10 protein-coding genes are annotated in these 15,301 nt (G+C 62.9%); all 10 read right to left on the bottom strand.

All coding sequences use genetic code 11. The features are described 5' to 3' along the window. Positions 1-2 precede the first annotated feature (2 nt). Positions 3-632, bottom strand: a complete 630-nt coding sequence (locus E8L03_RS11040) for a LutC/YkgG family protein (RefSeq protein WP_144305319.1) — start codon at positions 630-632, stop codon at positions 3-5. Between the two features lie 36 nt (positions 633-668). Beyond that, positions 669-1,883, bottom strand: a complete 1,215-nt coding sequence (locus E8L03_RS11035; RefSeq protein ID WP_144305318.1) for an acetate/propionate family kinase — start codon at positions 1,881-1,883, stop codon at positions 669-671. Further along, complete coding sequence (gene pta / locus E8L03_RS11030; RefSeq protein WP_171267373.1) at positions 1,880-3,994, bottom strand: phosphate acetyltransferase; 2,115 nt, start codon at positions 3,992-3,994, stop codon at positions 1,880-1,882. Before pta ends, E8L03_RS11035 begins: the two co-directional genes overlap by 4 nt. A 48-nt stretch (positions 3,995-4,042) precedes the next feature. Next, positions 4,043-5,326 (bottom strand): (Fe-S)-binding protein, encoded by a 1,284-nt coding sequence (locus E8L03_RS11025; protein WP_144305316.1) that lies wholly within the window; start codon positions 5,324-5,326, stop codon positions 4,043-4,045. A gap of 9 nt (positions 5,327-5,335) precedes the next feature. Next, on the bottom strand, positions 5,336-6,727 hold the full coding sequence (locus E8L03_RS11020; protein ID WP_144305315.1) for an FAD-binding oxidoreductase: 1,392 nt from the start codon (positions 6,725-6,727) through the stop codon (positions 5,336-5,338). A gap of 73 nt (positions 6,728-6,800) precedes the next feature. Then, entirely contained in the window at positions 6,801-8,513 is a 1,713-nt protein-coding gene (locus E8L03_RS11015; protein ID WP_144305314.1) for an L-lactate permease, read from the bottom strand. Between the two features lie 422 nt (positions 8,514-8,935). Further along, entirely contained in the window at positions 8,936-10,375 is a 1,440-nt protein-coding gene (locus tag E8L03_RS11010) for a sigma-54-dependent transcriptional regulator (RefSeq protein WP_144305313.1), read from the bottom strand. 11 nt (positions 10,376-10,386) lie between these two features. Continuing rightward, positions 10,387-13,044 carry a hybrid sensor histidine kinase/response regulator gene (locus E8L03_RS11005; RefSeq protein WP_171267372.1) on the bottom strand — a complete coding sequence of 886 codons (2,658 nt, stop codon included), beginning with the start codon at positions 13,042-13,044 and terminating at the stop codon, positions 10,387-10,389. Positions 13,045-13,094: 50 nt separating this feature from the next. After that, the gene (locus E8L03_RS11000; protein WP_171267371.1) at positions 13,095-14,108 is read right to left on the bottom strand and encodes an alpha-hydroxy-acid oxidizing protein; all 1,014 of its coding nucleotides are present in this window, start codon (positions 14,106-14,108) and stop codon (positions 13,095-13,097) included. 394 nt (positions 14,109-14,502) lie between these two features. After that, on the bottom strand, positions 14,503-15,264 hold the full coding sequence (locus E8L03_RS10995; RefSeq protein WP_171267370.1) for a class I SAM-dependent methyltransferase: 762 nt from the start codon (positions 15,262-15,264) through the stop codon (positions 14,503-14,505). Positions 15,265-15,301: the final 37 nt, after the last annotated feature.

Below are 15,301 nucleotides of genomic sequence, written 5' to 3'. Positions count from 1 at the left end.
GGCTACACCTCGTCCAGAAGCAGGACGTGCAGTTCGAGAGGTCCATGGACGCCGAGGGCGAGAACGCGCTCGATGTCCGCGGTACGGCTCGCGCCGGTGATAAAGGCCGTGTAGGAAGGAGTCTTCCCGCCGATCAGCTTGGCGAGCAGCTCCTCCTCGGCGTAGTAGTCTTGCACAATGGCGTCGACAGGCACGGCGGCCACGTGGATCTCAGCGATCATCGTGGCCAGCCGTGTATCTTCCTTGTCCGAGTCGAGCACGATGGAGCCGGTTTCGGCGATGGCGCCCTGACAAACGGTGAATCCGATGTCGATGCCTGCCAGGTTCTCACGCAACCCTTCACTCTTGCAGACAAAGCCGTTCTGTTCGCAGGCCTTGGCCAGGGCGTTGTAGTGCTTCTTGGACAGATTGGGCCCTGCGACGATTTTGTCCTGCTTGACTTCACAAAGGTCTTCCGCCTTTTCGGAGAGCGGCTCGCCACATCCGGAGATGAGCAGCTGGCACGCTTCCTTCTCGCCACACAGGTTTATGACGTAGTCAGTCGCTTCCTTCATGGAGGGCATGCGTTTGACCACGGCGGATACAGCTTCGGCCCTTGCCGTGAATAGTTCAATGAGTGTGTTGTCGCTCATGGCTCCCTCGGGGCTATCGCGGCGGTGTCCTGACTATCAGGACAGCACCTCATAGGTTTCTCGTGCGATCTCGTATTCCTCGTCGGTAGGCACGACCCAGACCTGGATGGTGCTGGAGTCGGCGCTGATGAGGGTGGGTTCGGAGCAGCGGCCGTCGTTCCGTTCCAGGTCAATAACGACGCCCAGGTGCTCCATGTCGGCCAGGCTCTGGGCGCGGACCCAGCTGTCGTTTTCGCCCACGCCGGCGGTGAAGGCGATGGCGTCCACCCGGCCCAGGGCTGCGATGTACGCGCCGAAGAACTTCTTGTTGCGATACGCAAGCATGGAGAGGGCGAGCTTGGCGCGCTCCTCGCCTTCCTCGGCAGCGGTGTGCACGTCGCGCAGGTCGTTGTGGCCGCAGATGCCCTTGAGGCCGCTCTGCTTGTTCACCAGGTTGTCCAGCTCTTCCAGGCTCAGGCCGAGCTGCTTGCCCAGGTAGAAAATGATGGCTGGGTCGATGTCGCCGGTGCGCGTGCCCATGATCAGACCGGGCAGAGGGGTCAGACCCATGGAGGTGTCGACGCAGCGGCCGTTCCTGACGGCGGCCATGGACGAGCCGTTGCCCAGGTGGGCGGTGATGATGTTGGACTGGTCCTGGGGCACGCCGGCGAGCTTGGCCGTGACGCGCGCCACGTACTTGTGCGAGGTGCCGTGGAAGCCGTACCGGCGCACGCCTTGCTCCTTGTAGAGCTCGTAAGGCAGGGCGTAGAGGTATGCTTCGGGCGGCATGGTCTGGTGGAAGGCCGTATCGAAGACGGCGACCTGCGAGGCTCCCTGCATGATCTGGCTGGCCACGAGGATGCCGTCGAGGTTGGCCGGGTTGTGCAGCGGACCAAGCGGGATGCACTTCTTGATGGCGTCGATCACCGCGTCGTTGACCTTGGTGGGGGCGCTGAACGCCTCACCGGCGTGGAGAACGCGGTGGCCGGCAGCGGCGATTTCATCGGGCGAGGAGATGACGCCCTTTTCAGGGTCGGAGAGCGCCTTGATGATCCGCTTGAGGCCGGTTTCGTGGTTGGGCAGGGGATCGTTCCAGGTTTGCTTGGTTTCCGAACCGTCCTTTTCATGCCGCTTGTAGGTGAGCGTGGATGTATCTTCACCGATGCGCTCGGCAAGGCCGGAGGCGAGTACCTCCCCCTCCTCGGCCGAGCTCATCTCATAGAGCTTGAATTTAATTGAAGAGCTTCCGGAGTTAATGACAAGTATCTTCATCGAATTCCCTTTTCTGCTTGCGCCTGAATGGCCGTGATGGCCACGGTATTGACGATATCCTCCACGAGGCAGCCCCGCGAGAGGTCATTGACAGGTTTATTGAGGCCCTGGAGCACAGGACCGATGGCCACGGCGCCGGAGGAGCGCTGCACGGCCTTGTACGTGTTGTTACCGGTGTTGAGGTCCGGGAAGATGAAGACCGTGGCGCGGCCGGCGACGTCGCTGTTCGGCGCTTTGGTCTTGGCGACCTCGGGGTCGATGGCCGCGTCGTACTGCAGCGGGCCTTCGAGCAGCAGCTCGGGAGCGCGCTCCTTGGCCAGGCGCGTGGCCTCGATGACCTTCTCCACATCCTCGCCCTTGCCGGAAGCGCCGGTGGAGTAGGAGAGCATGGCCACCCGGGGCTCGATGCCGAAGATCTTCGCCGTCTCGGCGGAGTTCAGGGCGATCTGGGCGAGCTGGTCGGCGTCGGGGTTGGGGTTCACAGCGCAGTCGCCGTATACGAGCACGCGGTCGCGCAGGCACATGAAGAAGACCGACGAGACGATGGAGAAGTCGGGCTTGGTCTTCACGAACTCGAAGGCCGGGCGGATGGTCTGCGCCGTGGTGGTGATGGAGCCGGAGACCATGCCGTCGGCATCGCCCAGGTGGACCATCATGGTGGCGAAGTAGGTCGGGTCGGCCATGCGGTCGCGGGCGTCCTCGATGCGCACGCCCTTGTGCTGGCGCGCTTCAAAGTAGGTCTCGCTGTAATCATCGAACTTTTCGTAGAGCATGGGGTCGATGATTTGCGCGTTGGAGATGTCGAGCCCGAGCTGGGACGCCCTGGCGTGGACCTTTTCGTCCTCGCCGACAATGGTGATCTCGGCGACGTTGCGGCGGATGAGAATATCCGCGGCCTGGAGAATGCGGTCGGAGTTCCCCTCCGGCAGGACGATGCGCTGGGGATGCGCCGAGGCCCGCTGGATGAGGTTGTACTCGAACATCTTGGGCGTCACGCGGGAGGAACGTCGCTCCAGGCAGCGTTCGCCCAGGGCCACCACGTCCACATGGGATTCGAAGGTGCCGAGGGCCGTGGCGATTTTCTTGCTGTCGTCCGGCTCGATACGGCCGTACAGGTCGTTGAGCTTCTGGCTGGTCATGTGGGTGTGCTCCTTGACCAGCAGGATGGGCACGGGCACGCCTGTCCATCCTTCAATGAGGCGATGGACGTTGGGGTTGGGCTCGATGCCGCCCGTGAGGACGATGCCGGAGATGTCCGGGTACTGGGAAGAAAGCCTGGAAGCAAGGCAGCTGAGGATGATGTCCTCGCGGTCACCGGGAGTGATGACCAAGCTGCCTTGCCGGATATATTCCAGGAAGTTGCCGATGTGCATCGCGGCGATAAGGAACTCGCCCACCAGTGTTTCAAGCTGGCCGTGGCCGTAGATCACCTTGGCGTCGAGCCAGTTGACCACGTCACGGATGGTGGGGTTGCCCAGCGACGGCACTTCGGGAATAGCGAAGGTAAGCAGTGGCTGCTCGCAGCGCGTCTTGCACTGCAGGGTCTTGGCAAGGGCGAAGCAGTCATCGCACTGGAGCCGGTTGACGATGGCGGCGATGATGTCCACGCCCTTTTCTTCAAGTGTTTCAATGGTGGACTGGGCCGAGGCGATGACTTCCTCGGGAGTCTTGCTCTTGCCGTTGGCCACGAAGAGCAGCGGGGTGCCCATGTTCGCGGCGAGCTCGGCGTTGAGCTCGAACTCGAAAGCCGGATCGCGTCCCATGAAGTCTGTACCCTCGCAGAGCACGAAGTCGTACTCTTTTTCGAGGTTGCCCATTTTTTCGAGCACGGTGTCGATGAGCAGGTCGCGGCGCCCGGAGTTGATGAGGTTTCTGGCTTCGCGCAGTGTAAAGCCGTATGCGTCCTCATACTTCTGGTCCAGGCGGAACTGCTTGAGGATCAGGTTGATATCGTGATCCTTCTGGCCATCAGGATGCGCACCTACGGTGATGATGGGCCGAAAAAACGCCGGCCGTCCCACCTTGCGCATGATCTCCTGCATTATGCCGAGCACAATGGCAGACTTACCGCTTCTGCTTTCATTTGCTGTGACGTACAAACTCTTGGACATGAGTCCGATCCTTTGTTTTCGAGATTGCTTGGGTCTTTCGTGGAAATCCTAACCCAGGCTATCGGCGTAGACTTCCACGACGTGTTTCACAGGAACCGAATGCCCTCTCTGGGACAACCGGTCGGATATCTGCATCATACACGCCGGGCAAGAAGTTGCCAGTGTTTCTGCACCGCTATCTTCTACGGATTTTGCCTTAAGATCGCCTATTTTTTTCGATATGTCATAATGTTGCAGGCTGAAGCTGCCGCCGCAACCGCAACAAGTTGCCGCATTGGGCAATTCCACGAAGCTGGCGTTGCCGGTGGCCTTGATCACGGTGCGGGGCTGCGCCGTCACATGCAGGGAGTTCCGCAGGTGGCAAGGATCGTGGTAGGTTACCTTCTTGCCCGAGGCGCCTTCCAGCGCGGTGACGCCCAGAACATCCACGAGGAACTCGCTGATGTCCAGGACCTTGGCCGAGACAGGGGCGATGCGGGCCTTGAGCCCTTCGTCGTCCACCATGGTCGGCCAGATGTCCTTGAGGGTGGCAGAGCAGGTGGCGCATGGCGTGATGATGTAATCGAAATCCGCGTTGGCGAAAAGCTCGGCGTTGGTTCCCACCATCTTTTCGAAGCTGTCGCGGTCGCCCGAGGAAAGCGCGGGAATACCGCAGCATGCCTGGCCGTGCGGCATGAAGACGCCTACGCCGTGATGGGCCAGGACCTTGAGCACGGCTTGGCCCACCTTGGGGTAGACCTTGTCCACCATGCAACCGGGGAAGAAAGCCACCCGCTTGCCGGAGGAGCCGGCCGGCTGGTCCATTGCCGGGGCGATCTTGTGGAACGCCTTGTCCGCAAGCCGCGGGAAGTGGCGATCTGCGATGACTGGGGCCTGGAAACGCGCGCAGGATGTGCCCAACACGTCGTTGACAGGTTTGGCGAAGAGGCCCTGGAACTTGGAGCCGAACGACGTGAGCTTGTTGAAGAGCTCGGGTCGTGTGAGCAACTGCCTGAAGATGGCGCGTTTGGCCGGGGAAAGGCCGAAGTATCCGGTCAGGATGGCGCGTGCCTTCAGGAAGATGTCCAGGACGTGGACGCCGCTGGGGCAGTTGGCCTGGCAGGTGCCGCATAGCAGGCAACGGTCCAGCTTGTCCTTTACGCCTTTGGGATCCTTGAGGATCTCGTGGGCCAGGCCGTCGAGCAGAGATATTTTGCCTCGGGCCACGTCGGCCTCGCGGCCGGTCTCGGTGAAGACCGGACATACCGCCTGGCACATGCCGCAGCGCATACAGTTAACGAGTTGATCATCCAGCTCATTGAGCATGGTGACCAATTTTTGGATATCGGCCATGAAATCCTCCTAGTCGAGCAGGGCGCTGATGATCTTGCCGGGATTGAGGATGCCCTTGGGGTCCAGGGACTTCTTCATGCGCCGGGAGAATTCGATGGTAGCGCGGCTGGTTTCCTGCTCCATGTACTTGGCCTTGGCCATGCCGATGCCATGCTCGCCGGACAGGGTGCCGCCCATGGCCAGCGCTTCGTCGAAGATGGCGTCAATGGCTTTCTCCACGCGGACCCACTCGTCGTGATTGCGCTTGTCCGTGAGAATGGTGGGGTGGAGGTTGCCGTCGCCGGCGTGCCCGAAGGTTCCGATGGTGAGCTTGAACTCCTTGGAGATGCGGTCGAGCGCCTGCATCATGGCAGGGATCTTGGAGCGCGGCACAGTGGCGTCCTCGAGCACGCAGGTGGGCTTGAGGTTGGCCAGCGCAGGCAGAGCGTCGCGGCGGGCCTGCCAGACCTTGGCGCGGTGATCGGCGTCCCTGGCCACGTCCACGCTGCGGGCGCCGTGCTCGCTGCAGATCTTCTCCACCTTTTCCGCTTCCTCGGCTACCTGAGCCGGGTGGCCGTCCACCTCGATGAGCAGCAGGGCCGCGGCGTCGGTGGGCAGTCCGGCTTTCCGGAAGTTGTCCACGGTGCGGATGGTGAAGTTGTCCATGAACTCGAGGGTGGCCGGCAGGATCTTGGCGGCGATGATCGCGGAGACCGTCTTGGAAGCGGCCTGCACGTCGTCGAACACGGCCATCATGGACTGCGCAGCCTGTGGCGGCGGAATCAGCTTGAGGGTGAGCTCGTTGAAGACGCCCAGGGTCCCCTCGGAAGCGGTCATCAGACCGGGCAGGTTGTAGCCGGTGACGCATTTCACGGTGCGGGAGCCGGACTTCACCAGGTTGCCGTCCACGTCGAAGAAAGAGATGCCCATGAGATAGTCTTTGGTGACGCCGTACTTGAGGCCGCGCAGGCCGCCGGCGTTCTCGGCAACGTTGCCGCCCAGGGTGGAAACGGCCTGGGAGCCCGGATCGGGCGGGTAGAAGAGGCCCTTGGCGGCGACATCGGCGGCGAACTTCGCCGTCACCACGCCGGGCTGTACGATGGCGTAGAGGTCGTCGGTGTTCAGCTCAATCACCTTGTTGAGCGCGCCGGTCAGAACCACCACGCCGCCCTTGGAGGGGATGGTGCCGCCGGAAAGGTTGGTGCCGGCGCCCCGGACGGTGAGGGGCAGGCCGTGCTTGTTGCACAAAGCGGTGATCTGTCCCAGCTGCTCGGTCTCCGTGGGGCGGACCACGACAGCAGGGGCAACAGAATCCAACACAGCCGCGTCGTAAGAGTACGCATGGGTATCGGACTCGGCGGACATGACATTGTCCGCGCCGACGACGGCTTCGAATTCCTTAAGCAAGGCTTGGTCGGCCATGTGTGACATCTCCTTGATGCAATACGGGCGGCTCCCTTCGGGAATAGAAGGAGGCCGCCCGCAGTTGTGTGGTTTAGTAAAGGCCAGGCAGGAACACGAAGCTCATGAGCGTGACCACAATGCCGGCCACGAGACCATAGAACAGGAAGGGCCAGAAGGTCCGGCGGATGATCGGGCCTTCCATACCGGAGAGGCCGACAACCGCGCACACAGCCACGATGTTGTGGATGCAGACCATGTTGCCCATTGCGCCGCCGACAACCTGCGCCGCCACGATGATCTGGTGCGGCAGAGCGAGCTGCGAGGCCATGCCCCACTGGAACTCGGCGAACAGGAGGTCGGAAACGGTGTTCGAGCCGGTGATGAACGATCCCAGACCGCCGACAAAGGAGGCGAACATGGGCCAGGCTTGACCGGCGATCGCCGCCACTGCCTTGGCCATGGCCAGCGGCATGGACGGGTAGTTGTTCGGGTTCAGAGCTGCGTCGGCGATGCCGGAACCGCGGAAGATGGAGACCAGGGCCACCGCGAAGAACAAGGCGATGGTGGGGTTCTTCATCTTGGCGAAGGACTCTTTCCAGGCCAGACCGACCTTGCCGCCGGGCATGCCGTGGATCAGCACGGTGAGCAGAGCGACGAGAATGAAGGGAATGGTGCCCGGCAGGTAGAGGATCGCGATGGAGTTGCTGACGCTCTCGTAGCCGAGGATGCTGTTGAACGGAATCTTAACGCCGGCCAGCCAGCCCTTGAGGCCGAGCTCGGGGATACGGGTGATGACGAGGATGATGCCGATGAGGATGTAGGGCAGCCATGCCTTGAACTGGCTCATCTTCGCCTCGAACACGCAGTCCTCGGCCACGGACACGGAACCGGTCCAGTCAGCAGCCCAGCCGCTCTGCGGGCCGAAGGTGAAGGAGTCCTTGGGAATCGCAATGCCCTTCTTGGCGCCCCAGACAACAATGCCGAGACCAACGAGGCCGCCGATGAGGGACGGGAACTCGGGGCCGACGAACCAGGCGAAGAACATGTAGGGAACGCCGAACGCGATGGCGGCGAAAACGCAGAACTTCCAGGCGCGGAAGCCGGGCTTCCAGGACTTTTCCGGGCCGAAGAAACGGGTCATGAAGCCGAGCATGAAGATCGGCAGGAGGAAGATCAGCGGGAGGTGGATGAGCGAGGCCCACTTGCCCACGAGCATGTTGAAGGACTCAAGGGAGGTGAAGTTCACGTCCAGGGTGCCGGTCTGGACGGCCTGCTGCACGAGGTCCTTGAGGAACTTCAGACCCAGGACGATGGGCGTGCCCACCGCGCCGAAACTGACTGGGAATGAGTTGAATGTTAGACACATGACCGCGGCAGCCAGGGGCGGGAATCCCAGAGAAAGGAGCAACGGAGCGGCCAGAGCAGCCGGCGTACCGAAGCCCGCGGCGCCCTCGATGAAGGCGGCGAACAGGTAGCCGATGATGATCACCTGCACCCGCGGGTCGGGCGAGATGTTCTGGAAGCCGCATTGGATGGTCTCCATGCCACCGGAATGGTGCAATGTATACAGAATGAGAATTGCACCAAAGACGATGATCAAGACACTGATAGCCGTGATGACGCCCTGCAGGGAGAGCGCAGCGATATAGCCTGCCGGAAGTTTCCAGGCGAGGACGCCGCCGAGCACGGCCGTCAACCAGGCCACAGGCATGGCTTTCGTGGCAGGCCAACGCAGGCCGACCATGAGCACGAGAGCCACGGCGATGGGAATGAAGGCGATGATTGCCAGCACCGGGATGGACATGGGGTGTCGCTCCTTTGGGTCTTTTGAAGGTTAAATACCTACCGCATACCAATGCGATGAAATTTCGGCCACGAGCCGCACGTTGGATGAATCGCTGCCGCTCCCGGAGGGGCACGGGTTGCAGGCGGTATAGGGGATTTATTGACGAAAATCCGGGAAGCCGCCGGCCCATTCGGGAAATGATTGATCCAGGCCGAATTTCACCAGAATGACTATTACCAAGAATCGTGCCGAGCTAAAAAGCGCGGGCACTTCCGAGCGGGGAGAGATTGGGGAGGGCAGTATGGAAGGAGCGTCGTCCGGTATTCCGGACAAATGGAGCATAATGTCTATGCGTATTGCCCGGGGAATGGGCCGAGCGAAGAGCGACGGATGTAAAACTTGTGTAATTGATATGTCTTGCAGCTGTCCGAAAAAAAAGACTACACGGAAATCGAGTACTTCTTCAGCAGGGCGTACAGGTGCGAGCGGGAGAGCCCGGAGCGGTCCAGCATCAGCGGCACGTCGCCGTCGGTCTCCTCGGCAAGACGATCCAGATAGGCGGCCTCGGCCTCGGCCTTGAAGTCCTTGAACGAGGGCAGTGGGCCGTCCGGCAAAGGCGCGGCGGCCGGCGCGGTAGTCGGGACGGGGCTGCTGGCCGCCACCTCCGGTTCGGGCGCTTGTTCCTCCCCGGTTCGCGAAGTCATGATCTGCGCCTTGGTGACGGCAATGCGCAGGGCCGGGGGCAGGTGCATGGCGTACAGGGTCTTGTCCCGGTCCGCGGTCACAAAGGCCTGCTCCAGGATGTTGGCCAGCTCGCGCACGTTGCCCGGCCAGGCATACGCGTTGAGCACGTCGAAGAAGTCCGCGCCCACGCCCTTGAGCGGCGTGCCGTAACGCTCGCACAGACGGTTCACGAAGTGCATGGCCAGCGGCTTGATATCTTCCTTGCGTTCGCGCAGCGGCGGGATGTGCAGGGGGATGGTCTTGAGCCGGTAGAACAGGTCGTTGCGGAACTCGCCGGCATGCACCATGGCCTCGAGGTCGCGGTTGGTGGCCGAGATCAGGCGGAAGTCGCTGGTCACCTCGCGCGTAGCGCCCACGGGCCGAAACCGCCGCTCCTGCAGCACGCGCAGCAGCGCCTTCTGGATAGTGAGGGGCAGCTCGCCCACCTCGTCCAGAAAGAGCACGCCCGTGTCGGCGAGTTCCACCAGGCCGGTTCTGTCCGCCACCGCGCCGGTGAAGGAGCCCTTCTTGTGGCCGAAGAGGGTGGACTCCACCAGGGTATCGGTGAGGGACGCGCAGTCCACCACGACAAAGGGCTTGTCGGCCCGGCGGCTGTTGGCGTGCACGGTGCGCGCAAAGAGCTCCTTGCCGGCGCCGGTCTCGCCGGTGATGAGCAGGCTGGAGTCGGTGCTCGCGGCCTGGGCCACAGTGTCGAAGCAGGCGCGGATGGCCGCGCCCTGGCCCACCACGCCGGAGAGGTCCAGCGCCTTGAGGTCGCCGCCTTTCTCCTTTTGCGAGTGGTACTTGAGCGCGCGGTTCAGGGAGAGGCTGATCTGTTTGATGGAGCAGGGCTTGACCAGGTAGTCCCATACGCCGCCCTGGATGGCGAGCTCGGCGCCGTCCGGGTCGCCCCTGCCGGTAAGGATGACGACCTCCGGCGCGTTGGGCAGCTGCTTGATCTCGGGCAGCAGATCGAGGCCGTTGCCGTCCGGCAGGCGCACGTCCAGCAGCACCACGTCGTAGGTTTCGTCCTGTATCTGCCGGCGCGTGTCGGCCACGTCGGAGACGGCGTCGTACTCCATCTTCTGGCGGCGGATGAGGCTCGCCATGGTTTCGCGGATTTCCGGATCGTCGTCGACTATGAGGATGCGGGGCATGGTCTGGTCACTCACTCATGGGTACCGAGGGTGTAGCTGACAGCTTCGGCCAGCTCGTCACGGCCGAATGGCTTGTCCACGATACGCCGGATGTTCGGGGTGTTCTTCGCCTTTTTCTTGGCCTGGTTGCGGCCGGAAATCAGGATCACGGGGAGCTGGGGCAGGTACCTGCCGATGCGCTTGGCCAGCTCCACACCGTCCACGCCAGGCATGTCGAAGTCGGTGATCACGAGGTCGAACGCGGGGTTGGCGGAGAGGATGTCCAGGGCCTGGGAGCCCGCCGCAACAGGCGTGACCTCGAAGCCAAGGGACTCCAGCACCCGCGGCGTGGTGAGCAGCTGGTCCGGATCGTCCTCCACAAAGAGGATGCGCGCGTGGGAAAGCTCGGGCCATCTGCCTTTCAGCTCGCAGCGGTCGTTCAGCGCCGGACGGGCGGGCAGGTAGATCTCGAAGGTGGCGCCCTCGTCCGGCCGGCTCTTCACGCGCACGGCGCCGGCGTGGTTCTTCACGATGCCGAGCACCACGGAAAGGCCCAGGCCGGTTCCCTCCTTCTTGCCCTTGGTGGTGAAGAAGGGGTCGAAGACCTTGTCCAGGATTTCGGGGGCTATGCCGGGGCCGGTGTCCGCCACCACCAGACGCAGTGCCCGGCCAGGCTCCATGTCCAGCTCCCGGGCGTGGTCCATGTCCAGCTCCACGTCCTCCAGACGGACGTCGAGCTCGCCGCCGGTGTTGCGCATGGCCTGGAAGGCGTTGGTGCAGAGGTTCATGAGCACCTGGTAGATTTGCGTGGGGTCCACCATGACGCAGGCCGGCTCGGCCGTGACTGTGGCGTTCACAGTGATGTTACGTGGCAGCGAGGGCTGGAGCAGGTTCACGGTGTCGCGTACGTGCTCGGCTAGGTCCGTGGGCTGGAACCCTTCCTGCGACGGCCGGCTGAAGGCCATGATCTGCTGCACGAGGCGCTTGCCGCGGCTGGCCGCGCGGATTACGCGTTCCAGGTCCTTGCCTGCGTCCGTATCCGGCTCCACGTCCATCAGCGCGAGCTCGGCAGAGTTCATGATGGATGTGAGGATGTTGTTGAAATCGTGGGCAATGCCACCGGCCAATGCGCCGATGGCCTCCATTTTTTGCGACTGCAGCAGCTGCCGCTCCAGGTTGATCTCACGGGTCATGTTCTCGGCCGTGGAGAGGGTGCCCACCACCTTGTTGTTGGCGTCGTAGAGCGGCACCTTGTTCATTTCCAGCCAGAGGGTCTCTCCGCCCGGGCCGCTCAGGCTGATGCGCACGCGGAAGCGCGGCTTTTCCGAGAGGAGCACCTCGCGGTCCAGGGCCGCCACCCATTCCGTGAATCGGCCTTCCTTCATGATGTGATAGTCGGTCTTGCCCATCACGTAGTCCGGACCCTGGATACCGAAGAACTCGGTGAAGGAGCGGTTCGCGCCCAGGTAGCGGCCGTCGAGATCTTTCCAGCAGACCAGCTGCGGTATGGAGTCCATCAGAATTTCCTGGAAGGACAGCTGATTGATGATCTTTCGTTCGATACGGCGGCGCCGCAGGATGTTGATGGCCAGCATGACAAGGGCAAAGGTTAGCAGCACGAAGGAGACGAGCAGGGACCAGAAGAGATCCTTGCTGACCTCGTAGAACGCCTTGGGGGCGTCCACGATGATGGAGTCCGGCGGCAGCAGGTCCTGCGGGATATGGAACTGCATCAGGCGAGGGTAGCTGAATATATACTGATTTTCTGTTTTTTCGATTATGGGCAGCGAGGAGATGGGCACTCCCCGCAGCAGCTCGGCTACGTACTTGCCGGCCTCATACCCCTGGGTGTGGCCGGAAATGAGCTTTCCGCCAACGCTGCCGTGGCCCAAAAGAAAATTCCAGTTGGAGTACACGGGCCGATCCGTGGCTTGGCTGACGATCTCCAGGACCTCGCTCGCATCGTACACGGAGCCCTTCACCTTATAATAGGATGGGATGAGGTAGAGAATCGCGTCCGGCGGCAACTCCTTGATGCCGTTCAGAATCGGGTCGAGGGAGGATGAGGTGATGTAGTCGAAGGAAAAGATGTCTCCCAGCTCTTTGGACGCGCTGATCACCTGATTGCGGATGGCCAGCCCGGTGATGGAGGAGTCGCCGACCACCACAACGCGTTTGGCCCAGGGATGGAACCGCTTGGCCAGGCGCAGCGTCTCCACGATGTCCACGTTCTCCAGCACGCCCGTGACGTTTTCGCCGATCAGGGCTTCGCGCTCCACGTCGTTGACGCCGCAGAACACAATAGGCACGCCGGGGAAGAGCGAGTCCCGCCAAGACAGCGCCAGGCGCACGGCCAGGTTGTCCGTCGCCACGATGACCTCGAAATTCTGGTCGGCGTACTTGGAGCGGAGTAGCTCGCGGTAGCGCTCGTGCACAAGCGGCGTTCTGGCCCGTTTGCCGTCGAGATACTCGATGTGCAGATCCACATGGACCTTCTCATCGTGCAAGGCGTCCCGCACGCCGTCCAGGATGTTGTCCGACCAGCTGTAGCCGTTGTGATAGGAGTTGAGGAGCAGGACGGAGTGCTTGGGGGGCGCGGTTATCTCCACGCACCAGGCCGGAGCGGCTGCAAGGACCAAGAGGGCGCACAGGGCGGCCAGGAGTATATGGGGGGATGCGGCTTTTTTCATATGGTGGTTTGTTCCGGAAGGCCCGGCGCGGTTCACGCCGGGCCGGTTTTTCAGGCGATTATGGAGCCGTCCGCATCGACGGTTCTGGCCACGCCGGTCAGGAGCATGGCCTGCACCAGCTCTATGCGCATCTTCTCCAGCAGTGCGGAAACGCCTTCCTGGCCGCCGCCGAATGCACCGGTGATGATGGGCCGGCCCACGAGCACGGAGTCCGCGCCCAGGGCCAGGAGCTTGAGCACGTCCGCGCCGGAGCGCACCGCGCCGTCGGCGAAGATGGTGATCTTGCCGGCCACGGCCTTGGCGATGTCGGGCAGCACCTCGGCCACGCCCGGCGTGTGGTCGAGCACGCGGCCGCCGTGGTTGGAGACCACAATGGCGGCGCAACCGGCCTGCGCCGCGGCCTCGGCCTCGTTGGCGGTCATGATGCCCTTGAGGATGAACGGCAGGGAGGTGGAGGCCACGAGCTCCCTGATTTCCTCGACACTCTTGGGGCCCACGGGCTGGCCGAACTGGGCCATGGTCACCAGGCCGGCTCCGTCCACATCCACGCCCACGGCCACTGCGCCAGCCTCTTCCGCCCGGCGGATGCGCGCGATGATCTCGTCCTGGGCGCGGGGCTTGATGATGGGCACGCCGCGGCCGCCGTTCTTGACCATGGCCTGGAGGCCACTGTCGAACATCTGGGGATCGGCGCCGTCGCCGGTCCAGGCCAGGGTGCCGGCCTTGGCTGCGCCGGCGAGCACGATATCGCAGAATTCCTCCTCGCTCATGCCGCCGCCTATGTTATAGCTGACGCCGGTCATGGGCGCGATGTGCACAGGGGAGGCCAGGTCCAGGCCAAAGCAGGAGACGCCCGTGTCCACCTCGGTAACGCCGTGCAGGGTGCGCATGGCCAGCCGGACCGCCTCAAGGGCGCGGTAGTTGGCCTTGAAGGAGTTGCCGGTGCCGGCGCCGCCCATGCCGGGCACTTCGCCGGCGCAGACGCGGCCGTCGCACACGGCGCAGACGCGGCAGTATCCTTTGAGTCGTTCACGGGCGGTGGCGCGCATTGCCTTGAAATCCATGGAGAGCCTCCTTTCGGAAAATTCGTGACGCGGCGCGAGGGCAACGCGGCCGCGGGAGTAGGTACGCGTATGGCGTTATCCGCCATACCCATAGCAAGTATCGGTCCCGCGCGACGCCCGATCAAGAAAGATAAGGCGGAATCCGCCCGAGACAAGGGTTGCCGGGTAGAGCCGACTCGGCCTTGAAGGTGGGTGTCCGAAAAAAAGGACCGTCGGAACGCGGGAACGGAGTCAGCCTGTCCGAAAAATCGGACGGCGTCAATCCGCCGGGGAGGAGGCCGAAGCTGAACGCGGGAATGCTGTCAAAAGGCAGGGAGAATTATTGTGCACCGCAGCCCGGACGATGTGGGCAAGCGCTGCGAAGATTCGCAGCTGGGAGGATTATGCGCTGGAATCAGCCCTTGTGCGCGACCACGATGTCCTGGAAGTGCGGGCTGCCGATGGCGCGCCAGTTGCCTGCCGAGAAGCGGGTGATCGTGAGGCCGTTGACCGCATAGATGTTCCGGATGAAGCGTTCCTCGTAGGCCACGGCGTCTTCCTTGCTTGTCGGGTCCTCCACGTAGAAGGAGCCGTAGGCGTGGGAAAAGGCCGGGGTGGTGTGGCCTTGGCGGGCCGGACCGCGGGACTCGTCGTCCATGAGGAAGTAGGTGATGAAGGCGCGGCCGCCCGGAGCGAGCACGCGGCTGATCTCCGCCGTATAGTTGGCCAGGTCGGCCGGCAGCATGTGGGTGAAGACCGAGTTGAGCACCACCACGTCGAACGAGGCATCGTCGTACGGGAAGACGAAGTCCGCGGCGCGGGTGGGGACAAAGGGATTGTAGACCGAGTTGTATACGTCCACCGTGCGGAAGTGGAAGTTCGGGTGCCGCGGCGTCACGTTCTCCTGGCACCACTCCACGCCAAAGGGAAAGATGTCGAACCCTTCGTAGGAGCCCTCGGCGCTCAGGTAGCCGGTCAGCGCGGCGGCGATGCGGCCGGCGCCGCAGCCCACGTCGAGCACGCGATCGGACGGCAGCAGGCCGGCCCAGTTTCTGAGCTGCATGACGATGCTCGCGCCGATCTTCTCGAAGTCGCCTCCGCCAAAGCAGATGCGTAAATCTTCCGGTGGGATAAGGGCAGGATCGAGTGTGGGCAGGGCGGTGTTGCTGGCTTCCATGACAGGTTCTCCTGGGGAAATTTATGTACCAATGGAA

This window comes from Oceanidesulfovibrio marinus (assembly GCF_013085545.1).
In the GTDB taxonomy this organism is placed as follows: Bacteria; Desulfobacterota; Desulfovibrionia; order Desulfovibrionales; family Desulfovibrionaceae; genus Oceanidesulfovibrio; species Oceanidesulfovibrio marinus.
This window is presented reverse-complemented; position numbering and strand designations above follow the sequence as displayed.